This is a genomic window from Myceligenerans halotolerans, from assembly GCF_054782975.1.
This window is the reverse complement of sequence record NZ_BAAGRL010000006.1, coordinates 402,781-427,591: the sequence shown is the minus strand read 5'-3', so window position 1 is coordinate 427,591 and position 24,811 is coordinate 402,781. Positions and strand designations below refer to the sequence as shown.

Below are 24,811 nucleotides of genomic sequence, written 5' to 3'. Positions count from 1 at the left end.
ACTCACGTGACGGAAGAGATCTCGGCGGCGGGAAATCGCTGTTCACACCCGGCCGGCGGCGGGCACACTGTGGCCATGCCGACGCTCGCCCAGTTCGCCGCGTTCACGATCGCCTCGATCGTGCTGATCGAGATCCCCGGCCCGAGCCTGCTGTTCGCTCTCGGGCGCGCCCTGACCGTGGGACGCCGCGACGCGGTCCTGTCGGTGATCGGCAACGCCGCCGGGGTACTGGTGCAGGGCGTGGCCGCGGCGGTCGGCCTGGGCGCGCTCGTCGCGACGTCGACGACGGCGTTCACGGTGCTCAAGCTGGTCGGCGCTGCCTACGTGGTCTACCTCGGCGTGCAGGCGATCCGGCACCGCGCCGACGCGCGGGCCGCGTTGGAGCAGGACGCCGGGGCGCGGCGGACCAGCGGGCTCGCCGCCGTCCGGACGGGATTCGTGGTCGGCGTGACCAACCCCAAGACGATCGTGTTCCTCATGGCGTTCCTGCCGCAGTTCATCGCGGCCGACGCGCCGGCCGTGCCGCAGCTCCTGCTGCTCGGCGCGCTCTTCACGGTGCTCGCCTGCGTGTCGGACGTCATCTGGGTGCTGGCCGCGAGCCACGCGAGGACGTGGTTCACCCGCCGCCCCGAACGGCTCGACGGGCTGGGCGTGACCGGGGGCGTGATGATGATCGGCGTCGGCGGGTTCCTGGCCACGAGCCACAACGCCTGACGGCACCGCGTCCGGGCCTTCCGCGTTCAGCGCCCGGCGTAGTCCGGCGTAGTCCGGCGTAGTCCGGCGTACGCCGTCCGGCGTCCGGCAGCCGGCACCAGGTCCTCCGCGGCCGGCGTTCCGCACCCGGCGTCCGAGCTGTTGCGGCGTGGCACGTCCTCCCGGCATCCTGGGGCCTCCGCAGCCGCCGACACCGGCACCACGAGGAGCCTCCGATGCCTTCACTCCCCCGGTTCGCCTGCTCCACGCCGGTCCACCGGCCGCACGGCACGGCCCGCGGGCGCCGTCGGGCCGGGCCGCTCGCCGTCGTCCTGGCCGTCGCCCTCGCCGGCTGCACCGCCGGGCCGGCCGCCTCCGGGGATGAGGCCGACGACGCGGCCGCGGCGCCGACGGCATCTCCCCCGGGGATCCCCGAACTGGTCCCCGTCGACTACGACGCCCCGCGGGACCTCACCGGGACCGAGGAACTGATGCTGTACGAGCCGGGCCCCTTCGCGGGTGACGCGTTCGACGAGGACGCCGTCGTCGACGCCGTGCTGGCGATGGAGCCGGAGACCACCGACGAGTGGCAGCGCGCGATCCTCGGCCAGGTCCACGGCGACTATGCCGAGGCGCTGTCGGGGACGGTCGAGTTCCGGTACGCGATCGACGGCCCGGAGGCCGGCCCCGACGAGGAACCGGCCGAGGACTCCGCCGTCGGCGTCAACCACTTCGCGCTCGTCCTGGACGCGAGCGGCTCGATGGCCGAGCCGTCCGGCGACGGCACCCGCATGGACGAGGCGAAGGCCGCGCTGCGGCGGTTCGTGGCGCGGCTCCCGGAGGACTCCACGGTCTCCCTGCGCGTGTACGGCGACGCGGGGGACGCCACCGCGGGCGGCAGGCGTGAGTCGTGCGCGTCCAGCGAGGTCGTGTACGACGGCGAGGCGGACGAGACCGGGTTCGCGGACGCGCTCGACGACGTCGGACCCGCCGGCTGGACCCCGCTGGCCCGCGCCGTCCGGGCGTCCGCGGACGACGTGCCCGACGACGCGACGGACGCCCTCGTCTACGTGGTCACCGACGGCCTGGAGACCTGCGGCGGCGACCCGGTCGCCGCGGCACGCGACCTCGCGGACGGCAGGGTGGAGCCGATCGTGAACGTGATCGGGTTCCAGGTGGCGGGCGCGGACCACGAGGGCCTGCGGGCGATCGCCGACGCCGGCGGCGGCTCCTACACGGACGCGAGCACCGGCACCGACCTGGAGCGCTACCTCGACGAGGAGTACTCCCGGATGATGGACGCCTGGGACGCCTGGAAGCGCGCCGAGCTGGACCGGATCGACGCGGCCGGGCGGGCCCACATGGCCGAGGCGGAGGAGAACGGCCGCGCCCTGATGGACGCGGCCGAGGCCGAGGGCCGCGCCGGCATGAACGTCGCGCGCGAGCTCGGGAACCGCGGCACCCTGGATCCCGGCACCGAGGACGCCGTCTGGCAGTACTTCTACGACCGGAAGAACGAGCTCTGGACCTACGGCTACGACACCAAGGTCGCCAACTGGGGCGACGCCTACCGCGAGAAGGTGCGCAACTGGGGCGAGGCGTACCGCACCGCCACCTCGAAGTGGAGCGAGTTCTACCGCAAGAAGTACGAGAACTGACGGCCGCGCAGGTGGGCCGATTCCGCGGCGCCGCCCCTCCACCGGCCGGTCCCGCGTCACCGTCCGGACCACGCGACAGCCCTCGCCTGCACCAGAAGCGCTCGATGCGGGTAACGTTCCGGGCTGTGGAAAGGATCGCGATCATCGGCTGCGGGGGGTCCGGCAAGACCTACCTGGCCAACCAGCTCGCAGGCGCCCTCGACCTCCCCCTCACCCACCTGGACAGCGTCTACTACGACGCCGACTGGAATCCGCTGCCGCGGGAGGAGTTCGCCGAGGTCCAGCGCACGCTGGTGGCGCGGCCACGGTGGCTGGTGGAGGGCAACTACACGGACACCCTCCTGATCCGGCTGGCCGCCGCCGACACCGTGATCTTTCTCGATCTCGACGCGGTCACCTGCCTGGCGGGCGTCTTCCAGCGCAGGTTGCGGTACCACGGGGGGCAGCACGCCGAGGACGGCGTGTACGACCGCATCAGCTGGAGCTTCGTCCGGTACATCTGGGGCTACCGGCGGACCATGCGCCCCCGCGTCCATCGGCTGCTGGCCGAGCACGGCGCGCAGGCCGAGCTGATCAGGGTCACGAGCCGCCGGCAGGCCGCCGCGCTCGTCGCCCAGCTCCGGGCCGTCCGCAGCCGGTCGGTGCGATAGCCGGTCGGCGCGACAGCCGGCGATGCGACAGCCGGCGATCAGCGCGTCGCGGCGTCGAGCAGGGTCTCGGCGGCGGCGCGCGCGTGGCGTGCGGCGTCGGGCGTGCCGGCTATCGCCGCAGTGGTCTGGGCGCCCTCGGCGAGGATCGCGAGCTGCGGTGCGAGGCCGGGCGAAGCACCCAGCTCCTCGACGAGCCGCGCGACGTAGCTCTGGAAGGTCTCCTTCTGCTCGCGGACGGCCTGCACCACGGCCGGTGAGCTCGCGCCCAGCTCGCCGTGGGTGTTGATGAAGGCGCACCCGCGGAAGTCGGGCTCCCGGAACCAGGCGTCGAGGAAGTCGAAGACGGCGAGGATGCGCTCGCGCGCCGTTGTCGCCCGCTCGGCGGCCGAGGCCAGGCCCGCGTCCCAGATCTCGGTGCGGTGCCGCAGCACGGCGACGATCAGCTCGTCCTTCGAGGCGAACAACGCGTAGATGCGCTTGAGCGACACCCCCGCCGCGGTCCGCACCGCGTCCATACCGACTGCCTGCACACCGCGCGCGTAGAACAGCTCGTCCGCGGCCCGCACGACGCGCTCACGCGCGCTCGTCTCGTCCATCCCGCCCCCTTCCGTCACGGCCCCACGGCCCTGGCTCCACTCCACTTGCGCGGAGAACGATCGTTCTCTACGATAGCAGGCATGCGGAGAACGACCGTTCTCCGCGGGTCAGGAATCCTGAAGGGAACCGGATCATGGGATACGTCAGCGTCGGCACCGAGAACAGCACCACCACCGAGATCTACTACGAGGACCACGGCACGGGGCAGCCGGTCGTCCTCATCCACGGCTACCCGCTGGACGGCAACAGCTGGGAGCTCCAGTCACGGGAGCTCATCGCGGCCGGCTACCGCGTCATCACCTACGACCGCCGGGGCTTCGGGCAGTCGAGCAAGGTCGGCACGGGATACGACTACGACACCTTCGCGGCCGACCTCAACACGCTGCTGGAGTCCCTCGACCTGCGCGACGTGATCCTGGTCGGCTTCTCCATGGGCACCGGCGAGCTGGCGCGCTACGTGAAGAACCACGGCCACGAGCGGGTCGCGAAGCTCGCGTTCCTCGCCTCCCTGGAGCCGTTCCTGCTGGCCGGCGACGACAACCCGACCGGCGTGCCGCAGTCCGTCTTCGACGACATCGCCAACGCGGCCCGCACCGACAGGTACGCGTGGTTCACGCAGTTCTTCAGCAACTTCTACAACCTCGACGAGACGCTGGGATCGCGGATCAGCCAGGAGACGGTCACCGCCAGCTGGAACACCGCCACGCGCAGCGCCCCGGTGGCCGCCTACTCGGTGGTCCCCACCTGGATCGAGGACTTCCGGGACGACGTCGCGGCCGTGCGCGCCTCGGGCAGGCCCGCCCTGATCCTGCACGGGACCAAGGACAACATCCTGCCCATCGACGCCACCGGCCGCCCGTTCCACGAGGCGCTCCCCGAGGCGGAGTACGTCGAGGTCGACGGTGCGCCCCACGGCCTGCTGTGGACCCACGCCGCCGAGGTCAACGAGGCGCTCCTGGGCTTCGTGCAGTCCTGAGGCAGTGGCGCTTCCGCCACCGCGCCGCACTCCGGCGAGGCGTGACGAAGCGCGACACCGAGCGGCCCGGCCACCCGAAGGTGGCCGGGCCGCGTCGTCTCCGGCGGCGCGACCCGAGGCGCCTCAGGACTCGGGCCGCCGTTTCTCAGGATCCAGCAGTCCGAGCTGGATCGCGTGTGCCGTGTCGATGGCCCGGGCGAAGGCCAGCAGGGCGGTCCCGATGGACCTCAGCAGGTGCAGCATGTCTCGTCCTTCCAGGAGTGATCGGTCGGTCAGGTGCGCCTCGCATGCCCGGCACCGCGCCACACATGCCCAGCACGGCCACGAGCGCCACCGCGAAACCCGCGACGGACTGCCACGGCAGCGCGTCGCCGAACATGAGCCACCCCCACGCGGCGCTGACGGCGGGGGTGAGGTACAGCCAGGCGCTCACGGTGACGGCGCCGGAGGTCCGCAGCACCCAGAGATAGGCGCCGTACCCGCCGGCGAACGAGAGCACCACGAGCCACGCGACGGCCGGCCAGAAGGCGGGGTCCGGCGGCGGGAGGGCGCGGCCGGTCGCGATCGCGACGACGGCGAACGCCGCGAGCGCGACGACACTCTGCACGGCGAGGGAGTCGAGCACGTCGCGCCGCTCGGGCTGCGGCCACCGCTCGGACAGCAACGTCGCCGCGGCGAGCGAGAGCATGCCGGAGGCCGCCCAGACGATCCCCGCGGGACCGGATCCGGTGCCGGTGCCGCCCCCGCTCACCGTCAGCACGACCCCCGCGAATCCCGCGGCCAGGGCGAGCCATCGGCGTCGTCGGACCGATCGCGCCGGGTCCTCCGGCGCGCTCCGGCGGCTGCCGCGCCGTTCCCCGGCCGGTGGCACGGCGGCCAGGACGACGGCGACCAGTGCCGGCTGGAGGGACGCGACCAGCGCCGTCGTGCCGGCCGGGAGCCCGGCGTCGGCTGCGCGGAACACGCCGTACAGGTAGCCGACCTGTCCGAGGACACCGAGCACCGCCTCGCGACGCGCGTACCGCGCGGAGTACCGCCGGCCGAGCGCTGCGACCAGCACGACCATGACGGGAGCGGCGACCGCGTACCGCCAGAGGAGCGTGGTCTCGGCGGGCGCCGAACGCGCGGCCAGTGTGGCGCCCACGAAGCCGGAGCTCCACAGGATCACGAGCAGGACGGGTGCGATGCGGGTCATGCCGCGATGTAACCATACCGGTCGGTATACTTGCAGTGCACCTCGTCCGAGGAGAGGCCCAGGGGCGAGCGCGACACGGCACAGGCAGTACGACATCGAGGGGAGACGCCATGCCACGTACCACCGCCCGCGCCCGCAGGACGCCCAACCCGGCCACGCCGGCCGGGGAGAAGGTGCTCGCCGTGGCGGGCGAGCTGTTCTACGCGCACGGGATCCGTGCCGTCGGGGTCGATCGGATCGCCGAGGAGGCGGGGGTCACCAAGAAGACCCTCTACGACCGGTTCGGCTCCAAGGACGCCCTGGTCGCCGCCTATCTCGAACGCCGGGAGGAGGTGTGGCAGAAGCACCTGCACGCGCGGCTGGCGGCGTCGGGCACCACCGGGACGGAGCGTCTCCTGACGGTGTTCGACATCGCAGGGGACTGGGCCGACCGCCACCTGCGAGGATGCGCCTTCGTCAACGCGCACGCCGAGATCGGCGGGACGGATCATCCCGGCAACGCCGTGATCCACGCGGACAAGGCGTACATGCTGCGGCTGTTCGCGGATCTGGCGCGGGACACGATGAACGGCGGCGGCCCGGGTAGCGGCGTCCCGGATCCGGAGACGATCGGCCGCCGGCTCCACCTGCTCTACGAGGGCGCCCTCACCGCGCACACCACCGGCGTCCAGCCGGAGGCGTTCGCCACGGCGCGGGCGACGGCGGCGGCGCTACTGGCTCGCTGAGCCACGGACGTCGGCGTCGGCGAAGGCCGGTCGGGCGGCGGGCGGGTGGTCGGTCCGACGTCGGATGGTCGGCAGCTCGGGCGACCGACTTCTCGACGTCGGACCGACCGCTCGACAACCGGCCGACCAGATCGCCCACCGCGCCGGGCGGTCCGGGAAGCACGCGTCGCACCCTCCGGAACGCCCCCCGCCCGTGACCGACTCAGTCGACGCGGAGGGAGTCCTGCAGGCCTTCCACCAGCTCGTCGCTGCCCTCCGCCGGCAGGTTCAGGACGATCACGTAGCGTTCGTCGCCACCGTCCGGGTGGACGATGAAACGCGCGACGCGGGGGGCATCCGGGCCGCCGTTCCCGGCAGCGTCGCCTCCACCGGCGATCCCAGCGGCCTGCCTCAGGTCGTCGGTCATGTCCTCGATGGTCGCCACCTTGGCACCCGCGACGTCGAACGCTTCGGCGTCGGTTCCCGCCGTCGACCTCAGTCCGCCGGCGTCGGTGTCGTAGAACTCGAAGTCAGGAGTGACGATCTCGACGTAGACGGACCGATGGACGTCGGGGTCGCGGTTGTCGCTCCAGGTCACGGACTCGATGCCCGGCTCGGGCGGGTTCGGACCGTCTGTCGCGAACTCCGGCGGCAGGGCGTACGACAGGTCGTGCCACTGCTCGGAGTGCCAGTCCGCCGGGGTCCTGCCGTCGGCCGGGATCGCGCTCCCGGTTTCGCTGGTGGACGCGACCCCCGCGCCGGGGAGCACCTCGGGCGTCTGGCCGGCCCCGCCCATCGCGAACGCCGTCCCCGCGACCATCGCGACGATGCCGGCGACAGAGCCGCCCGCGAGCGCGGCACGGCGCGTGCGCGTCCGCCGGACCGCCACCGCGGCCATCGCGTGAGGATCGGCCGGGGTGGGGGGATTGACTCCCGTGCCGACCTGCCGCCAGTGGGTCACCCAGTTGTCGTTGTCCGTCATGCTTCCGTTCCCTTCTCGAGGATTTCCCGCAGGCGCGCGAGTCCGCGAGCGCCCTGCGACTTCACCGTGCCGACGCTGATTCCCAGTTCGGCGGCGGTCTCTGCTTCGGACAGGTCGAGCAGGTGGCGCAGCACCACCACGCGGCGCTGGCCCGCGCCCAGCCGGCGCAGCGCCCGGACGAGCCGTTCGCGCTCGATGACCTGCGCGTCGTCCGACGGTGTGGTGCGGCCGGCCAGGTCCTGGATCTCGTGGATCGTCTCCGGGGCGCGCAGCACTTCGCGCCGTGTGCGCCGCCACCCGTCGACGCGCGCCGTGGACAGCACGCGCCGGGCGTAGCCGAAGGCGCCCCCGTCCCTGATGCGCGACCAGTGCCGGAAGGTCCGTTCGAGCGCGATCTGCGTCAGGTCGTGGGCCCGGTGGTCGTCGCCGCACATCAGGTACGCGATCCGGTGCAGGCTCGCGGTGTGTTCGACGGCGAACAGCCGGAACTGCTCGACGGCTGTCCCACCGGTACGCACCACCGTGAAGTCCGGATGCACGCGATCGGCCCGCCAGGGCGCCTCGATGTCCTCGGTCGTCGTCATACCCACTGGACGCGGGAGAGCACCGGGAAGGTTGCACGGCGGGTCGTGCGGATCTCGGCGGGATCGCGAGGAATCGGCGGCGTGTCCCAGACGTTTCCTCCGATATGACCAAGCCGTGGCTGGACCAGAAGACCATCGACCATCTCCTCGACGACACCAGGACGTGGGCCGTCGTGGGCCTGTCGGGCGACCCGCGTCGTACCGCGTACTCGATCGCCGAGGTGCTGCAGGCCAAGGGCAAGCGAGTCGTCCCGATCCACCCCGGCGCCGCGGCCGAGGGTAGGGAGATCCTGGGCGAGAAGGCCTGTGCGTCGCTCGCCGACGCGGCCGCCGCCGTCGGCGGGATCGACGTCGTCGATGTCTTCCGTCGCTCGGAGGCGGCCGGTGAGTTCGCCGACCAGGCGGTCGCGATCGGTGCCCGCGGCGTGTGGTTCCAGCTCGGCGTCGTCGACGAGGAGGCGTTCCGGCGCGCGACGGACGCCGGCGTGCCGATGGTGATGGACACCTGCCCGGCGATCGAGTGGGGAAAGCGGAGAAGCTGATCCCCAGGGATCGGTCGCCGGCCGTCGCCCCTCCGGGGGTCCGGGAGTCCGGCGCTCCGTCCCCGGGCGCGAGCCGCGAGCCGACGGCGACACGTGAGGCCGGGGACGAACGGTTCTCGCCGTCGTCTCGGTACCTTGGTCGGGTGAGCGGCAAGGACGAGGACGAGTTGCTGCGCCAGTTCGAGGCGGCGATCAAGGGCGTGCACCCGCAGGAGCTCCGCGCGCTGGCGGACGGGCTGCTGCCGGGCGATCTGCTCGACGCCGGCCCGTCGACCGCCCGGGAACCCGCTCCGCGCCCGTCGCTGCGGCGCGCGCCCCGGCCCGACGTCGTCGTATACCAGGTCCGGGCGGACCTGGACGAGGCCGGGCCGGCGATCTGGCGGCGCGCGGACCTGCGGTCGGACCTGACGCTGGACGTGGTGCACCAGGTGCTGCAGGACCTGTTCGGCTGGACGGACTCGCACCTGCACCGGTTCGCCCTGGGCGGGAGGGTGTGGGACAGGGACTCGGAGGTGTTCCTGTGCCCGCACGACGCCGAAGACCCGGACAACGACACCGACGGCACCCCCACCAAGGACGTACGCCTGGACGAGGTGCTCGCCGAGCCCGGTGACCGGCTGGCGTACGTGTACGACTACGGCGACGACTGGCAGGTCACGCTCCGCCTCGAGCAGATGCTCGACGGCAACCCGGCCTCACCGGCGGCGATCTGCACGGGCGGGCGTATGGCCGCCCCGCCCGACGACTCCCGCGGCGAGTTCCTCGACGGCGGTCTCGCCGCTGTCGTCGACGACCCGGAGCACTTCGACCCCGCGCAGGTGAACGAGGCGCTGTCCGGCCCCTGGTACATCCTCGCCGCCGATGGCATCCATCCGAGGCTGCGGGAGCTGCTGAGGCTGATCTCGGTCACTGAGGACGGGCGGCGGCTGACCGCGCGGCTCGCGGCCCTGCCCGGCCTGCCGGTGGTGCCGCTGGAGGAGGACGTGGCCGCGGGCCTGCGCGCCTACCTGTGGCTGCTCCACGAGGCGAGCCGCTCGGTCGGCGGGCTCCCCCTGACCCAGGCCGGCTACCTGCCGCCCAGCGTCGTCGTGGAGCTGTCGACCTTGCTGCCGCGTATGACCGACTGGCGCGGGACGGCGAACCGGGAAGACCTGACCCCGCCGGTCGCGCGGTTCCGCGAGGTCGTCGTGAAGAAGTTCGGCCTGCTGCGCAAGGTCAAGGGCCGGCTCACCCCCACCAGGGCCGGCAGGGCCGCCGACGGGAACCCGCACGCCCTGTTCGACCACCTCGCGGACCGCCTCGCACCGGACACCGCCCGGCGCGGCTTCGCCGCCGACGCCGACCTGCTCGTCCTCGCCTACGCCTCCGCGGGCTTCGGCCGGCCGCTGCCGGTCGAGAAGATCGCCGCGCACCTGACCCAGATCGGATACCGGACCGACGGCGACCGGCCCATCACCGGCCCGATGCTGTGGCAGTACGACCTCAACGCGCACGACATCCTGACAAACGTCGACGAGACCGCCGCCGGCCGCGGCGCGCCACGCGGACGCGACCGCAGCCACGTCAGCGTCGTCGCCGCCGCGCTCGCGCACGCGGCGCTCACCGGCGGCGCGTGGTGACGCCGACCGTGGTGCGCGCGGCACGGGAATGGACGACGACGGCGCGGGGTGAGCCCGCGCCGGTGACGCCGAGTCGCCGAGGAGCTGCGGGTACGCTCGCGACCGCCGGCTCCTCCCCGAGCCAGCCGCCCCTCGACCGTGCACAAGGAGCACCGATGCTCGAAGGAATCCACCCGCTGCTGAGCGGCGAACTGCTGCTGCACCTCGACGCCATGGGCCACTCGGACGCCGTCGTCGTCGCCGACGCCCACTTCCCCGCGGCGGCGCTCGCCCGCCACCTCGTGGTGCTGCCGGGAACGACGACGCCGGAGGTGCTCGGCGCGATCCGGACCGTGATCCCCCTGGACGACGCCCCCGGCCTGGACCTGATGCGCTCGGCCGACGGCGACGTGCTCGACGTGCAGCGCGAGCTCATGACCGCCGCGGGCACCGACGAGGCGTCGACGCGGTTCGTCGAGCGGTACGGCTACTACGACGTCGCGCGCGAGGCCTATCTGATCGTGCGCACGGGCGAGTCCCGGAAGTACGCCAACGCGCTCCTGCGCAAGGGCGTCGTCGGACATCCGCCGTCCTGACCGGACTCCGCGGGGCCGTGCCGACAGGAACGTGGATCACCCCCTGGATCACCCCGGCCGTGATGACCTTTCCGGCGTATCTGCCCGTAACATGCTGCGAAATCAGACGCACGGGTGCCCCAACGGCTGGGGTTCGGGTGCACGACGGCGGGGGCCTCCTCCGCACCCCTCCCCGCGGCGTCAGGGAGTTCCGCACATGCCCAAGACGCCCGGCTCCGTTCCGGCGCACCACCTCCCGGGGACGACGGCGACACCGGACGATCTCCTCCTGGCAGACCTGCGCGCGGGCCGGGAGCAGGCCTTCGCCGAGCTCTACGTCCGCCACCACCGCACGGCGGCCGGGGTCGCCCGGCAGATCGTGGGCAGCGGGCCGGCGGCGGAGGACGTCGTCGCCGACTCGTTCACCGCCCTCCTGTCGGCGGTGCGTCGCGGGGGCGGGCCGTCGAGCAACGTCCGGTCGTACCTGCTGACCACGGTGCGCAACACGGCCGTCGGGCACCTGCGGGCGCGGGAACGGGCGATCCCCGCCGAGGCGGAGGCGATCGACCGCCCCCACCACGACCCCGAGAGGCTGGTCGGGGCCGACGACGAGCAGCGCGTGCGCCGGGCGTTCGCCGCGCTCCCCCGCCGCTGGCGCCAGGTGCTGTGGTATGTGGACGTGCACGACCTGGCGCCGGCGCACGTCGGCCCGCTGCTGGGCATCTCGCCCAACGCCGTGTCGTCGCTCGCGCGCCGGGCACGCGAGCGGCTGCGGCGCGAGTACCTCCAGGCCCACCAGGACCGCGTGGCACCCGGCTGCGAGGACTACGCGCCGCACCTCGCCCGGTTCGTCGAGAGGACGCTGGCCGTTCCGGTGCAGCACCGCGTCGAGGTGCACGTGCTGTCATGCGAGCCGTGCACCACGGCCGTGGAGCAGATGCGGGACCTCAAGAGCCGCATGCGCGGGATCCTCCTGCCCATCGGACTCCCGGCCGCCGCCACCGCCGATCCGCACGACACCACCGCCGCCCATCTCGCCCGCGCAGGCTCCAGGGCGACCACCACAGCCGGCACGCTCGGCGCCTCCGGCGCCCTGGCGCTCGGAAGACGGTGGTGGTGGTCGCGCCCCCGGGACCCGTGGCGCGTCCTCCTGCTGACCGCCCCGTCGGTCGTGCTGGTCCTCCTCGCCGCCTCGCTGGTCAGCGCCCTGGACACCCACGACCCCGCGATCCGTGCCGATCCTCCGCCGGCCGCCGTGCCGTCCCCGGTGGCGCCGGAACGGCACGACGGCGAACCCGAGCCGGACGAACTCGACCCCCGGGAGCCCGACCCCGACGCGCCGGACGGCCCCGGCACGCCCGATCCGGAGCGACCCGGCCCCGACGTCCCTGATCGCGACCCCGACCCGACGGACCCGGGCGACACCAACACCGACCGCGCCGATCTCCGCCCCGTGGACGCCCGGCCCGACCGCGCCGACCACCCCGACGCTCCCCTGCCGGAGATCCCGGACGCCGGACATCTTCCGGGCGACGGCCCGCCTCCGCCGGGCTCGGGCCCGGGGCCGGGTCAGGGTCCGCGTCCGGGTCCAGGTCCGGACCGGGATCCGCAGGTGCTCCAGGTCGCGTACGACGATCTGGGCGACCTCGTGCCCGGGCGACCCGGCGTGCTCGGCGCCACCGTGACCAACCCGAACGCAGACGGGGTAGGCGTCGTGGCGGTCGATCTCACGCTCCCGCCGGGGATCGCGTTCGACCCGGCCGGCGCGGTGCGCGCCGCCTCCTCGTGGACCTGCGCCGAGCGCCCGGAGGCGGGCGGAGCCACCTGCACGGTCGGCACGATCGCGAGAGGAGCGGCCTCCACCCTGCTGGTGCCGGTACTCGTCGGTGCGGACGTCCCGGAGGGCACCGCCGTCGTGCGGCTCGACGTGCGCGGGGACGACGTCGTGCCGGGGGGCGAGGACCTGGCCGTCCCCGTGCGCGAGAGCCCGCTCGCCGCGCGGTACGTCGCGACCGGGGACGTCGGTGTGGCGCAGGCGGGGGCGCCGGTCCTGCACTGCGACCCGCGGGCGCCCGGCTGCGCGTCCGTGTCCGACGGGACCGCCACCGGGCCTCTGCGGAACAACAACCGGTGGAACATGGTGCCGGTGGACGCCCTCGGGACCGGGACGAACTCGTCCACGGCCGAGCTGGACGTGCCGGACGGGTCCGAGGTCGTGGCGGCCCGCCTGTACTGGGCCGGCGCGTGTGCGGGCGACGTGGAGCCGGTCCGTCTGGCCCCGCCCGGCGGTGGGCTCGCCGCCGTCGGGGACGCGGACGACCTGGTGGTCGACCGTTCCGGGCAGGGCTATCAGGCCAGTGCGGACGTGACCGCCGTCGTACGCGCCGCGGGAGCGGGAACCTGGGCCGTGGCCGGCGTGTGCGCCACCGCGGGTGACGGCGCGTGGGCGGGCTGGGCCCTCGTCGTCGTGCACCGGAGCGTCGGCGCGAGCGCCACGGCCGGTCTCGCGATCGTCTACGACGGGCTGATGCGCGTGACACCCACCGAGGGCCGGTCGTTCGCCGTCGCCGGCCGGCCGGGCACGTCCGCTCACGTGAGCGCCGTGGCGTGGGACGGGGACCGCAACGCCGACGGCAACCAGGTCCTGCTCGACGGCACGCCGCTCGTGCCGCTGCGCTGGGACGGGACGGCGCCCGCCGGCCCGGGCTCGCCACGGGGCGCGTTCGACTCGACGGCGTGGGGCTCGGGCTACGCCAACGCGCTCGGCGTGGACGCCCGGCCCTTCGCCCCCGCCGTGCTGGAGGCCCCTCGGGCGGAGGTGACGACGGTCGCTCCGGCCGACCACTACCTGCTCGGTGCCGTCGCGATCGTGACCGGAGGCCCGCCGTGACCCGTCGCCCCCGTCACCTGGCCGCGTGAGCGGGGCCGCCTGGGCCGGCGGGACCCGCGTCCTCAGCGGCAGCGGGGTACCGGCGCGCTCCAGGTGGTGTTCGAGCGGTTCGAGACGTAGTAGTCGGTGACCCAGCGGCCGTCGCGCAACTTGTTCCACACCGACGTCGTCCCGACCTTGCTGCCCGACTTCTGGCACATCACGTGGGCCAGGGCGCCGCGGCGCAGCGGGCTGCCGGTGGTCGGGTGCGAGGTACCCGGGCCGGTTCGGGTGTTGAGCGAGTTCGTGGTGACCTGCCCCGGGTAGATGCACCGCGGCACCGCCGAGGTGAAACCGGTGCTCGACGGGGTCGAGACGTAGTAGTCGGTGACCCAGGCTCCGTTGGTCAGCCGGTTCCAGACCGTCGTCGTACCGATCTTCTGCCCGGTGGACTGGCACACCACGGGTAGCGAGGCGCCCGGCGCATAGGTGCGCACAACCGGGGAGGAGGTCGACGGCTGGGTGCGGGCGTTCAGCGACGTCGAGCTCGTCACCTTGTAGGTGCGCGCGACCGTGGCCACGGGCGCCCTGAGGACGTCGGAGTCGATGTTGATCGTCACCCCGCCCCAGGTCTCGTTGTGATCGCCGCGGTACTGCTTCGCGCGCTGGAAGGCGGACCAGTGCGAGTTCGGCGCGGTCGGCCAGTTGGTCAGGGAGGCCGAGCCGTCCCAGCGGGCCATCCACACCGCGTCCGGACGGGCGTACGTCGTGGAGTTGTAGGAGTCGGACAGGTCCCGCAGTCCCGAGTTCTGGTGGACGTACACGCCGGCCAGGTACCCGGCGGCGTGCAGCCTCTTCGTCCACGCCGAGACGTACCGGCGCACCGCGGTCCGGCACGTCGAATCGGCGCGGTCGTAGTGCTCGACGTCCGCGTACAGGGCGCTTCCCGGCAGCATGCCCAGCGCCTTGGCCCGCGTGATCGCGTCCGTCGCGTCCGAGGTTCCCCGGGTCGTGGCGTTGCTCGCGGTGTAGCGGTTCGGCTTGGTGCCGAACACGCAGTACGGCTGGTACCCGAAGTAGGTGGGCAGGAGCCTCCACCCCGCGACGGTCGCGTCGCGCACCCACCCCGTGGTCAGGTTCGGCTGCGAGCAGCCGCGGTTGTTCCCGCCGAAGTAGATGTTCACCGCCGTGTACGGCGAGGTGCCCTTCCAGGCCCGCAGCGCCGACAGCGACGGCGCGGTACAGGTGTCGAAGCCGAGACGATCGGCCCGGGTCACCGTCGAGCCGGACGGATACGCCACGGGGGTCTCGGGCTCGGCCGCCGCCGGCGGGGCGAGTCCGACGACGAGGACCGCCAGGCTGCTGAGGAGTACTGCCAGCCGCCGGATGGCCTGATATTTGGCGACCATCGCACACCTCCGGAAACGAATTCAGTCGTCTGCTACGGAGTATCCGCCTTTCTAGCGCTGAGCGACAGTGGCGATAACGCCGAGATTCCCGACGTCGTCGACGTTATTACCCTTTCGTTCCGCCGGCGGTCATGCCGGCCACCAGGAATCGTTGCGAGAAAAGGAAGATCAGCAGCACCGGGGCTACCGACAACAGCGTGGCCAGCGCCAGCGCGGGCAGCTCGATCGTCGTCACGCCGGCGGCCGTGGGGTTGAACTGCGGGACGTTCGCGAGCATCTCGGCCAGCCCTACCTGGATGGGCGCCTTCGGTCCGGGCACCACCAGGAACGGGAGGAAGTAGTTGTTCCAGTTCGCCACGAAGCTGAAGAATCCGACGAGCGCCACCACCGGCTTGGCGAGAGGGAGCGCGATCCGGGTGAACACCGCCATTTCACCGCAGCCGTCGATACGAGCGGCGGCCAGGAGGTCGGCCGGCATGCTCGACGAGAAGTAGATGTAGGTCAGGTAGACGCCGAACGGGAAGAACGAGAACGGCAGAATCACGGAGGCCGCCGTGCCCACCAGCTGCAGCGCCGAGAGCTCCAGGAAGATCGGCAGCACGAGCGCGGTGTTCGGGATGAGCATGACGACGAGGGTGGTCGTCAGGAGTGCCTTGCGGCCCCGGAACGTGCCGAGCGCCATCGCGTAGCCGGCCGGGATGCTCGTCAGGAGTGTCAGGACCAGCGCGACGCCGGAGTACAACCCCGCGTTGCCGAGCCACTGGAACACGATGCCGTCCTGGAAGCTCACGAGGGCGTCCCAGTTCGACGCCAGGTCGCCGGGGGTACCGGGGGCGAACGGCGCGGTGGTGAGGAGATCGCGCGGCGACTTCGCGGTCGCGTTCAGGAGCCAGAGGATCGGCACGGCGAAGAACAGGGCGAAGAACGAGAGCACGACCGCGACGAAGGCGCGTCCCAACCAGGTGGCGGGGTTGCTCCCGGCCCGGCGCGGGCCGCCGGAGCGGGGCGCGGCCAGCGCCGCGGATCCCGGGTCAGTCGCGCTCAAAGAGTCCTCCCTTGATGACGAAGAACATGCTCAGGCCGAGTGAGACCACGAGCAGGAGGATCGCGATCGCGGCCGACCCGTTGTGGTCGGTCTGCTTGAACGCGTAGAGGTAGGCCAGCTGGTTGAGCGAGTGGTCGACGGGCACCACACCCTTGCTGGCCTGGGACAGGATGCGCGGCTCGACGAACAGCTGCGTACCGGCGGCGAGCGACATGACGGCCATGTACGAGATCCACTTGCGCATCATCGGCAGCTGGATGCTCATCGCCGTCCGCAGCCTGCCCGCGCCGTCGATCCGCGCCGCTTCCATGACCTCACCGGGGATGTTGTTGAGCGCCCCGTACAGCACGACGATCCAGCCGCCGGCGCCGGTCCAGAACGCGATGATCGCGAAGATCACCGGGAGGTTCCCGGGCGAGACCGTCTGCACGAAGGTCTCCATCCCGAACCCGTGCAGCACCCAGGAGACGGGGCTCACGGTGGGGTCGAGGACGAACAGCCAGAGCATCACGCTCGACGCACCCGCCAGCGCGCCCGGGATGTAGTAGACGAACCGCAGCCCGGTGCTCAGCCCGCGGCCGGCGAGCCCGTGGACGATCAGGGACAGCACGACGACGAAGAGGAGCAGCCCGACCAGCCAGAACAGGACGAAGAGCGCCACGTGGAGCACGGCCGGCCAGAACCGGAAGTCCTGGATCACGTGTGCGAAGTTGTCGACGCCGACGAACCGGCCTTCCTTCGTCAGCGACAGGTACGCCGCGTAGAGCGTCGGCGCCAGTCCGAACACGAGCAGGAGGACCGCGTAGCCGGAGACGAAGAGGTAGGACATCCGGCTGCGGCTCCGGGCCAGGGTCCCGCGCCGGGAGGTGCGGGAATCGGGTGCCGACGACGGCGCCGCTCCCGCAACTCCCGGCGCGGCAGCGACGCCCGACTGCTGTGCCGTGGTCATCACTCGACCGTGTAGCCGTTCACCTGGGCCTCGTTCTCCAGGGCGGTCTGCCAGTCGGGCAGCAGGTCGACGAGGTTCTTGCCCGCGGCGAGCTCGGGGGTGACGGTCTTGGCGAAAACGGCTTCCTGGCTGAAGCGCGGATAGCCCCACCCGTCCCAGACCTGGCCGGACGCCGTGGTGACGTTCCCGGCGAAGTCCCCCGCGAAGTAGCCGGACCCTGCCTGGTTCGCGAGCCACTCGCCGGCCGCGGACGCGTACGCGGGGAGGCCGGGCGCGAGGTCCACCTGGTACTCGTCGGCGCTGGTCACGAACTCGAGGAAGGTCTTGGCCGCCTCGAGGTTCGTGGAGTGCCGGGAGACGAACCAGGTTCCGCCACCGACGTTCCCGGTGACGGCTTCCTCGCCGTCCCAGGCCAGGGGCAGGCCCGCGGCGATCGTGCCCTCGGGCGCGTCGAGCGAGTCCTCGTTCTGGAAGAGGGCGCCGCTGAACCAGACCGGGCCGGGCAGCATGAGCACCTTCCCCGTGTACTTCTGCACGAACCCGGCGTCGAAGACGCTGTCCTGCACCACCGATCCCGAGTCGATCAGGTTGTCGAGGATCTCGGCCATCCTCACGGTGCCGGGGTCAGACATGTCCGCGCTGAAGGAGTCCGTACCGGTGATGGTGTTGATCGGCGCCTTCGCTCCCCAGAAGTACACCTCGGGCGTCCAGGCGTCACCGGCGGACCCCACGATGTAGCCGGGGTGCTCCTCGGCGACCAGCTCCCCGAGCGCCTCGTACTCCTCCCACGTCGTGGGGACCTCGTACCCGAACTCGTCGAACAGGCTCTGGTCGTACCAGGTCACGGCGGCCGCGAGGTCGTTGCGCAGCCCGTACACGGTGCCGTCGACGGTCGTGGGGTTCAGGGCGCCGGGGGTGAATCCGTCCAGGAACTCCTGGTCGAAGTACCCCTGGTCGAGCGGCGCGGCGAACGGTGTCTGGCCGACGGCCGCCCACGCGGCGTCGTTGTTCTGCGTGGAGAAGACGACGTCGGGCCAGCCGGATCCGGCCTGGTCGAACGCGGTGATCTTGGTCTGGAAACTGCCCGAGCCGTTGGCGCCGCCGTCGTAGGTCTCGACGTCGACCGGGACATCCGGGTGGGCCTCGATGAACGCCTCGACGGCGGGCTCGCGCGACGCGTCGACCCACACCGTGATCGGGCTGTCGGCATCCTGCTCCTCGGCATCGAAACCGTAGGGCGAGTCGGCGCCCGAACCGGATCCACCGCCACCGCCGCCGCACGCGGTGAGCGCCAGCGCGGGGGCGACGAAGGCCGCCGCAAGAGTGAGCCGCCCGTATCGGGTGCGGCCGGCTGAACGAGTACGCAAGGACATCGTTGTTCCTATCTCATCAGCAACAGTGCGTGACTGGAGGCAGGACCGTGCCCCTGTGCCTCGCGGCAACCCTACCAGATATCATATGTATGCCAAGTGTCATGGGTTATCACCTGCGCGAGTGCCGGTCGGTCCTCGGCGGGCGCCGTCGTCGGCGACAGGCACGCGCCGGCCGTCGACGGCGGCCGGCCGGCGCGCTGACCCGACGGCGCCGCGGATACGCGCCGCGGGGGCCACCCGACACGGCCGGGTGGCCCCCGCGGTGCGCACGGGAGAGGAGCGTCAGCCCACCGACGCCACCCTGAGCGGGGCGGCCGGGTCACGCCGCATCGCCAGCCGCAGCCCGGCCTCGCGCGGACGGACGTGCGGACCGGAGGGCGTCGCCCACGACCCGGTGGCGGTGTCCGCCGCGATCTCCGCCTCGTCCACGACGATGCCGAGGCCCGGCTGGTCCCCCAGGACGATCCCGCCGTCCTCGAAGGACTGGTCCACGGCCAGGCCGACGGGGAACGACAGGTCCTGCACCTCGCTCACCAGGTGGTTGGGCACCGCCGCCGCCGCGTGCACCAGGGGATTGCAGTTGTAGGCAACCGGGCTGACCGGCAGGTCGTGCGCGTGGGCGAAGGCGGCCACCCGCAGGAAGTGCGTCGGGCCCCAGACGCTCCCGGTCTGCACCACGTCGACCGCACCGGCCTGGACGAGCGGCCGGAACTGCTCGAGTCCGGTGAGGTTCTCGCCGGTGGCGAGCGCGGTCGAGGTCGATCTCGCTACGGCGAGATGTCCCTCGACGTCCCAGCGGCGCACCGGCTCCTCGACCCAGGTGAGATCGACCTGCGCCTCGACCTGTGCCAGCAGTCGCCGCGCCTGGTGCCTGCCCCAGCTCTCGTTGACGTCGTACATCAGCGCCGGGTCGTCGCTGTTGCGGCTCATCACCTCACGCACCGCCCGGAGACGCGCCACGTCACGGCGCAGGTCGAGACCTCCCTTGAGCTTGGCGCCGGTGAACCCGCGCTCGGCGAACCGCGAGTACAGCTCGACGAGGTCGCCCTCGTCCAGGCCGTACTCGAGGCCCGACGCGTACCCCGCCACGAATCGGTCCCTCGCCCCCAGCAGGCGCCACAGCGGCTCCCCCGCCATCTTCGCCTTGAGGTCCCACAGCGCCATGTCCAGCGCCCCGATCGTGGCGAAGGTCGACCCGGTGTGACCAGCCTTGAAGACCCAGGAGAGCATCCGGTCGTACAGCGCCGAGACGGCACGGGGATCCTCCCCCTCGATCGCCGGGAAGACTCGCTCGATCGCATCGTGCGCACCGAGGCCGACGCCTGTCAGCCCGCCGTCGGTCTCGACCAGGACGACCGGAACCTCGGTCACGCCGCTCCGCACCACGCCGTTGACGTCCCCGACGGGCCGGCCCCACCGATGCACGGTGAGCAGGCTCCGATACCCCGTGATCTTCATTGACGACTCCCTCGTTGACCTGAGACCGACCCGCCGGCCCGGGGACCACGGGGCGGGCTCACCGAGCCCGCTCTTCAGCACGCTTCGTGGGCAGTCGGTCCACAGGTCGGATCGCCGTGACACCAACACCACCGGCACTGGTGGTAACTTATCATACGAATGATATCTAAGCCTTGGGGCGGCGGCGCGCCCAGCTCCGCGAGATGTGCGCGCGCATCAGGTCCGCGGACGCCTCCGTGTCCCCGCCCATCACGGCCTCGAAGATGTGGCGGTGCTCCTCGTGCGTCAGCTCGTTGTGCCCCTTCGGCGGCGCGCCGGTGTACTCGGCCACGAGACGGGCCTTGCCCTGGATGCTGGAGATGATCGCCCGCGCGAACTCGTTGCCCGAGATGCGGTGCACGAGGGAGTGGAAGGCGATGTCCTCCTCGGCATACCTGTCGGGGTCGTCGAGCGCGGCCTCGAGGACGTCGAACTGGTGAGACAGTGCCGCGCGGGCCTCGTCCGTGATCTGCCGGGCCGCCGACGAGGCCATCAGCCCCTCCAGCACCGTCCGGATACCGATGAGCTGGTCCATGAAGAGCAGGCTGTCCTCGCGCCGGAAGATCGCCTCCAGGACCATGGGGTCGAGCAGCCGCCAGGACTCCCGGTCGAGCACCACGGTGCCCCATCCCTGACGGGCGGCGACCAGCCCTTTCTCCGCCAGCGCCGTGAGCGCCTCGCGGATCACGGTGCGACTCACCGTGAACGTCTCGCACAGCGCTGCGGTGGTGGGCAGTGCGGTACCGGGCGCGTACTTCTCCGTCACGACGTCCTGCACCAGCTCCCGGATGACCGCCTCGGCGAGCGCCGGCCTGTTGCGGGTCACCTGAGTGCTGGTCGGCGTGCTCGTCGGTACCTGCTGGACCACGTGTCTCTCCTCCTCCGACGCGGGATCTCGAGGGGCCGCACGGGTGCCCATCGTATCTCTCGCACCCTGTTGGGCATTGCGCATACATCATATGTATGACTACGCTCGCGGGGCGGGCAAGGTCGCCCGATCGCCTCTGAAGAAAGCGATGGCACGATGACACCGAAGTCACGAGCACGAGTTCCCAGGTCCCGGAATCGATCGAGGAGAGCCGGCGCTATGGCTGCCCTGAGCATCGCAGCAGTGATCGTCTCGACGCCGGCTTCCGTTCCTGCGGCGCAGGCCGCGTCGGAGAGCCACGACCGCACGTACTTCGCCGCAGCCGACGGCCGGGAGATCGGCCGGTGCCAGGTGACGCACCCCTGCTCGCTCGAGCACATCCAGCAGGTGGCCCGGCACGAGGCCCGCAAGGGCAGGGACGTCACCGTCCTGCTCGAGGACGGCACCCACCGGATCTCCAAGCCGCTCGAGTTCGGCCCGCAGGACAGTGGCCGGGAGGGGCGCACCGTGAAGTGGGTGGCCGCGCCCGGCGCCCAGCCCGTGATCTCCGGCTCCGCCGAGATCTCCGGCTGGTCGGTCCACGACGAGCAGGCCGGCATCTACGTCGCGGACACTCCCCAAGGGGTCGACAGCCGCCAGCTCTACGTGAACGGGATCATCGCGCAGCGCGCTTCCCTTCAGCTGGCCAACTCCGACGTCACGCCCACCCCGACCGGGCTGACGATCAACAATCCGAACCTCGGCTACCTCGGCGGCCTGCCGGACCAGGGACGGATCGAGTTCCAGTCGCTCGGCGACTTCAGCGATCGATACTCCCCCGTCGAGTCGATCGACGGCTCCACGATCACCATGGCGCAGCCCGCCTGGGACAACAACACCTGGGGCTGGGACACCGTCCAGCACTCGTTCCTGGCCGCCCCCACGTGGTACCTGGAGAACTCGCTGGCGTTCCTCGACGAGGTCGGCGAGTGGTACCTCGACCCGGCCGGCGGCAAGCTGTACTACAAGCCCGGTGACGGCGTCGACCCGAACGAGCTGGACGTCGAGCTCCCGCAGGTGGAGTCGCTCATCAGCATCAGCGGCACCTACGACCAGCCGGTGACGGGCCTCACGTTCGACGGCATCGAGTTCACCGGAACCTCGTGGCTGGGCCCGTCCACGCACGGCTACGCGAACCAGCAGAACGGCGCGTTCATCAAGGACTACTACGACTACCGTCCCGACGACGCCTTCAGCAGCTGCTCGCGCGGATGCGAGATGTTCGAACGTGCCCGGGGCAACACCTGGTACCAGGAGCCGGCGGCGGTGCAGATCTCCGCGGCCCGCAACATCACCCTGACGAACAACCGCTTCACGAACCTCGGGCAGACCGCCCTCGGCATCGGCAACGACGCCAACGCGCACCTCTCGGGCGTCGGCCTGGGCACCAGCGGGATCGACGTGCTCGGGAACATCTTCACCGAGGTCGGTGGCCACGGGATCGCGGTCGGCGGTGTGCGCCCGGACGCGCACCACCCGAGCGATCCGCGGATGATCAACCGGGACATCCACATCGAGAACAACACGATCAACCGGGTCGCGGTCGAGTACAAGGACAACTCGGGCATCCTCAGCACGTACGCGACGAACGTCCGGATCGTGCACAACGAGGTCGCCAACGTCGCGTACGACGGCATCGACACCGGCTACGGCTGGGGCGCCAACGACGCCGGCGGCTCGGCGGAATACGTCCGCCGCGGCTACTACAACTGGAACACCCTGTACTCGACCCCGACGACGCTCAAGGACAACCTCGTCGCGGGCAACCTCGTGCACCACACCAAGGCGAGGTTCGCGGACGGCGGAACGCTGTACAACCTCGCGGCCAGCCCCGGCACCGTGGTCGAGCGCAACTACCTGTTCAACAACTCCGGCGTCGGCCTGTACCTCGACGAGGGCACGCGGTACACGACCTACCGGCACAACGTGCTCCAGGGCACCAACCCGTGGATCTTCACCAACGCCTACAGCGACGGCAACAACACCGCCGACAACATGATCCGCGAGAACTGGTACAACTCCGGCGGGGCCCAGATCCCGAACGCGGAGGAGCGGAACAACCAGCTCATCGACAACGTCTCGGTCTCGGGCACGAACTGGCCGGACGAGGCGCTCGAGGTCATGTGCGACGCCGGCGTCGCGCCCGAGTACCGCACGGCGCTGAACGCCAACCTGTTCGGCCTCGCGCAGTGTCCCGTGGACGCGACGGTCGACGACTCGTACGGGACGACGGCGATCTCGGTGGACCAGAGCTACTTCGGGCAGCAGGGAACCGCCTTCGGCATCGCGGCCGCGGGCGCGGACGTGTGGGGCGCGGGCGGGCAGCGCGACGACGAGTACGGTGCGATCTACCGGGCCGGATCCTTCTCGTCCGGGTCGAGCGTGTCCGTCCGCGTGGACACGCTCAACGACACCCACGCCTGGGCCAAGAGCGGCGTCATGGTCCGCAACGACATCACCGGACCCGGAGCGTCCGCCGGGTACGCGATCGCAGCGGTGACGCCGGGCAACGGCGTCGCCTTCCAGTGGGACTCGGACGGCGACGGCTACCTGGACAGCTCCGCACAGGCGAGCATCGACACGCACCGCGCCGTCTGGGTCAGGCTCGACCGTGCGGGCGACCAGGTGTCGGCGTCCTACTCCTACGACGGCGTCAACTACCGGCCGATCGGATCCGCGGTGACGCTTCCGGGCGCGGCCGGGGTGCAGGACGGGGGTGTGTTCACTACGTCGCACGATGCGTCTACGGCGGCGGTGAATGTGTTCAGCGGGTTCGATGTGGCGGGGCTTGGCGGGGTGGGGCGGCCGTAGGGCGGCGTTGCCACGGAGAAAGATGAGGCCCTCACCGACGTTTTTGCTGGTGGGGGCCTCGTCGACCGGAGACCACCCAAAGGGACTAGCGGAAGTAGTCATCCCCGCCAGCTCCGGGTACGGCCTTGAGCAGTCGCGATCCGGCCAGCCGCCGAAAGGCCGGCGAGCCTGGACGTCCGAACGGCCGCAACTGCTCCGGCCAGCGTTTTCATCCTCGTGCACGGCGGCAGGCCGGCCCTATCCTTCCCGTAACGCCGATGCCAGGAGGCTCGCATGGCCCATTCGGTACTGCACACCTCGACGATGGAACCCGGTGCCGCCCATGCCATGGCACGCAGTCTCGCGGCGCTGGTCGACCAACGGCCCGACGGCCCGGCCCCGCTGCCACCGCTGGAATCGTTCGACCACCCGCTGCGCAAGGTCCTGCCCGCATTCGACCTGATGCGCCGGGAGAAGCTCGAGCCGCGGCTCGTGTTCTTCCCAGCCATCGGTCACGCCGCCCTCGGCGCGATGCTGAGCCGGGCCTACGAGAGCGGGCCGCTCGCCGGACGCTTTGGCGTCTCCTCGATGCGTGACATCGCCTGGTGGTGCGACGACGAGCACTTCGTGCCGGTCCCGGCACTGTGGAACGTCGCCGTGGTGAGCGCACGGAGCGTGGGCAAGGGCCCGGCACCTGTCATGGCGATGCTGCGGTCGCTGGTGGGCGATGGCGCGCCCGCGCGCATGGACCCGCCGCTGAGCTTGTACCTGTGCCTTCAGGCCGGCCTGGTCCTGGCTGGGAAGGAGCCCGTTGACACGCGTCGTCCGCCGGTCTGGACCCGCCTGGCCGACACCGGACTCGAGTCGCGCAACACCATCTGGCCGATCCGGCCCCTGATCAACGAACTGGGCGGACATCTGCCGCTGCAGGCCTCATGGGACACGGGCTGGTTCATCGACACCGAGGTGGTGGGCGACCCGTCATCGGGCAGACGCAACGAACGCACCTCTGGCCACCGCGGAGAACGAGTGGTGGTGCGCTACAAGGCCAACCCGCTGGCCAACGGCAAGACTCGGCCCACCGTCCTCGCATCCTGGTTCCGCTGATCGTCCCCGCTGGTGCGATCGTGATCCCTGTCTCGCAGGCGCCTTTCGGTCTATATTGGCGTTTCGGGCGCGACCGGAACATGACTGTCAGGGCCAGGGAGTATGAAGGGC

General features: G+C 71.6%; 22 protein-coding genes. 11 read left to right on the top strand and 11 right to left on the bottom strand.

Annotated elements, in window-relative coordinates; all coding sequences use genetic code 11:
* Positions 1-75 precede the first annotated feature (75 nt).
* The gene (locus ACYVK5_RS05115) at positions 76-714 is read left to right on the top strand and encodes a LysE family translocator (protein WP_460702450.1); all 639 of its coding nucleotides are present in this window, start codon (positions 76-78) and stop codon (positions 712-714) included.
* Between the two features lie 26 nt (positions 715-740).
* On the opposite strand, the gene ACYVK5_RS05110 is transcribed toward ACYVK5_RS05115, so the two are convergent.
* Positions 741-869 carry a hypothetical protein gene (locus ACYVK5_RS05110; RefSeq protein ID WP_460702448.1) on the bottom strand — a complete coding sequence of 43 codons (129 nt, stop codon included), beginning with the start codon at positions 867-869 and terminating at the stop codon, positions 741-743.
* A gap of 60 nt (positions 870-929) precedes the next feature.
* On the opposite strand from ACYVK5_RS05110, the gene ACYVK5_RS05105 reads away from it, so the two are divergent.
* Positions 930-2,351 carry a vWA domain-containing protein gene (locus ACYVK5_RS05105; RefSeq protein WP_460702446.1) on the top strand — a complete coding sequence of 474 codons (1,422 nt, stop codon included), beginning with the start codon at positions 930-932 and terminating at the stop codon, positions 2,349-2,351.
* Between the two features lie 125 nt (positions 2,352-2,476).
* The gene (locus ACYVK5_RS05100; protein WP_460702444.1) at positions 2,477-3,001 is read left to right on the top strand and encodes a P-loop NTPase family protein; all 525 of its coding nucleotides are present in this window, start codon (positions 2,477-2,479) and stop codon (positions 2,999-3,001) included.
* A 38-nt stretch (positions 3,002-3,039) separates the two neighbouring features.
* Here ACYVK5_RS05100 and ACYVK5_RS05095 read toward each other — a convergent pair whose 3' ends face one another.
* A complete protein-coding gene (locus ACYVK5_RS05095; protein ID WP_460702442.1) occupies positions 3,040-3,597 on the bottom strand; it encodes a TetR/AcrR family transcriptional regulator in 558 nt (185 codons plus the stop codon).
* A 134-nt stretch (positions 3,598-3,731) separates the two neighbouring features.
* Between ACYVK5_RS05095 and ACYVK5_RS05090 the strand changes: the two genes are divergently transcribed.
* Positions 3,732-4,574, top strand: coding sequence for an alpha/beta fold hydrolase (locus tag ACYVK5_RS05090; RefSeq protein ID WP_460702440.1), 843 nt, complete (start codon positions 3,732-3,734; stop codon positions 4,572-4,574).
* Positions 4,575-4,719: 145 nt separating this feature from the next.
* Here ACYVK5_RS05090 and ACYVK5_RS05085 read toward each other — a convergent pair whose 3' ends face one another.
* Positions 4,720-5,769, bottom strand: coding sequence for a DMT family transporter (locus ACYVK5_RS05085; RefSeq protein WP_460702438.1), 1,050 nt, complete (start codon positions 5,767-5,769; stop codon positions 4,720-4,722).
* Between the two features lie 110 nt (positions 5,770-5,879).
* Between ACYVK5_RS05085 and ACYVK5_RS05080 the strand changes: the two genes are divergently transcribed.
* On the top strand, positions 5,880-6,494 hold the full coding sequence (locus tag ACYVK5_RS05080; protein ID WP_460702436.1) for a TetR/AcrR family transcriptional regulator: 615 nt from the start codon (positions 5,880-5,882) through the stop codon (positions 6,492-6,494).
* Positions 6,495-6,696: 202 nt separating this feature from the next.
* Here ACYVK5_RS05080 and ACYVK5_RS05075 read toward each other — a convergent pair whose 3' ends face one another.
* Positions 6,697-7,455 (bottom strand): hypothetical protein, encoded by a 759-nt coding sequence (locus ACYVK5_RS05075; protein ID WP_460702434.1) that lies wholly within the window; start codon positions 7,453-7,455, stop codon positions 6,697-6,699.
* Positions 7,452-8,039 carry a SigE family RNA polymerase sigma factor gene (locus ACYVK5_RS05070; protein WP_460702432.1) on the bottom strand — a complete coding sequence of 196 codons (588 nt, stop codon included), beginning with the start codon at positions 8,037-8,039 and terminating at the stop codon, positions 7,452-7,454. The genes ACYVK5_RS05075 and ACYVK5_RS05070 overlap by 4 nt, the downstream gene beginning before the upstream one ends.
* Before the next feature lie 104 nt (positions 8,040-8,143).
* Between ACYVK5_RS05070 and ACYVK5_RS05065 the strand changes: the two genes are divergently transcribed.
* The 4 genes from ACYVK5_RS05065 (at position 8,144) to ACYVK5_RS05050 (ending at position 13,644) form a co-directional block, all read left to right on the top strand.
* The gene (locus tag ACYVK5_RS05065) at positions 8,144-8,581 is read left to right on the top strand and encodes a CoA-binding protein (RefSeq protein WP_460702431.1); all 438 of its coding nucleotides are present in this window, start codon (positions 8,144-8,146) and stop codon (positions 8,579-8,581) included.
* Positions 8,582-8,724: 143 nt separating this feature from the next.
* The gene (locus ACYVK5_RS05060) at positions 8,725-10,200 is read left to right on the top strand and encodes a plasmid pRiA4b ORF-3 family protein (RefSeq protein WP_460702428.1); all 1,476 of its coding nucleotides are present in this window, start codon (positions 8,725-8,727) and stop codon (positions 10,198-10,200) included.
* Positions 10,201-10,355: 155 nt separating this feature from the next.
* A complete protein-coding gene (locus ACYVK5_RS05055; protein WP_460702426.1) occupies positions 10,356-10,775 on the top strand; it encodes an RbsD/FucU family protein in 420 nt (139 codons plus the stop codon).
* A gap of 196 nt (positions 10,776-10,971) precedes the next feature.
* Positions 10,972-13,644: a sigma-70 family RNA polymerase sigma factor gene (locus ACYVK5_RS05050; RefSeq protein ID WP_460702424.1), complete on the top strand. Its 2,673-nt coding sequence runs from the start codon at positions 10,972-10,974 to the stop codon at positions 13,642-13,644.
* A 62-nt stretch (positions 13,645-13,706) separates the two neighbouring features.
* On the opposite strand, the gene ACYVK5_RS05045 is transcribed toward ACYVK5_RS05050, so the two are convergent.
* The 6 genes from ACYVK5_RS05045 to ACYVK5_RS05020 form a co-directional block, all read right to left on the bottom strand.
* Positions 13,707-15,032 carry a glycoside hydrolase domain-containing protein gene (locus ACYVK5_RS05045; protein ID WP_460702422.1) on the bottom strand — a complete coding sequence of 442 codons (1,326 nt, stop codon included), beginning with the start codon at positions 15,030-15,032 and terminating at the stop codon, positions 13,707-13,709.
* Positions 15,033-15,138: 106 nt separating this feature from the next.
* On the bottom strand, positions 15,139-16,077 hold the full coding sequence (locus tag ACYVK5_RS05040; RefSeq protein ID WP_460702420.1) for a carbohydrate ABC transporter permease: 939 nt from the start codon (positions 16,075-16,077) through the stop codon (positions 15,139-15,141).
* The gene (locus tag ACYVK5_RS05035; RefSeq protein ID WP_460702418.1) at positions 16,064-17,026 is read right to left on the bottom strand and encodes a carbohydrate ABC transporter permease; all 963 of its coding nucleotides are present in this window, start codon (positions 17,024-17,026) and stop codon (positions 16,064-16,066) included. Before ACYVK5_RS05035 ends, ACYVK5_RS05040 begins: the two co-directional genes overlap by 14 nt.
* Positions 17,026-18,399, bottom strand: coding sequence for an ABC transporter substrate-binding protein (locus ACYVK5_RS05030; protein WP_460702416.1), 1,374 nt, complete (start codon positions 18,397-18,399; stop codon positions 17,026-17,028). The genes ACYVK5_RS05035 and ACYVK5_RS05030 overlap by 1 nt, the downstream gene beginning before the upstream one ends.
* A gap of 282 nt (positions 18,400-18,681) precedes the next feature.
* Complete coding sequence (locus ACYVK5_RS05025; protein WP_460702414.1) at positions 18,682-19,857, bottom strand: mandelate racemase/muconate lactonizing enzyme family protein; 1,176 nt, start codon at positions 19,855-19,857, stop codon at positions 18,682-18,684.
* Between the two features lie 166 nt (positions 19,858-20,023).
* The gene (locus ACYVK5_RS05020; RefSeq protein ID WP_460702412.1) at positions 20,024-20,764 is read right to left on the bottom strand and encodes a FadR/GntR family transcriptional regulator; all 741 of its coding nucleotides are present in this window, start codon (positions 20,762-20,764) and stop codon (positions 20,024-20,026) included.
* Between the two features lie 219 nt (positions 20,765-20,983).
* On the opposite strand from ACYVK5_RS05020, the gene ACYVK5_RS05015 reads away from it, so the two are divergent.
* Both ACYVK5_RS05015 and ACYVK5_RS05010 read left to right on the top strand, forming a co-directional pair.
* Entirely contained in the window at positions 20,984-23,614 is a 2,631-nt protein-coding gene (locus ACYVK5_RS05015; protein WP_460702410.1) for a right-handed parallel beta-helix repeat-containing protein, read from the top strand.
* 273 nt (positions 23,615-23,887) lie between these two features.
* Positions 23,888-24,700, top strand: coding sequence for a hypothetical protein (locus ACYVK5_RS05010; RefSeq protein WP_460702408.1), 813 nt, complete (start codon positions 23,888-23,890; stop codon positions 24,698-24,700).
* The last annotated feature ends 111 nt before the right edge of the window (positions 24,701-24,811 follow it).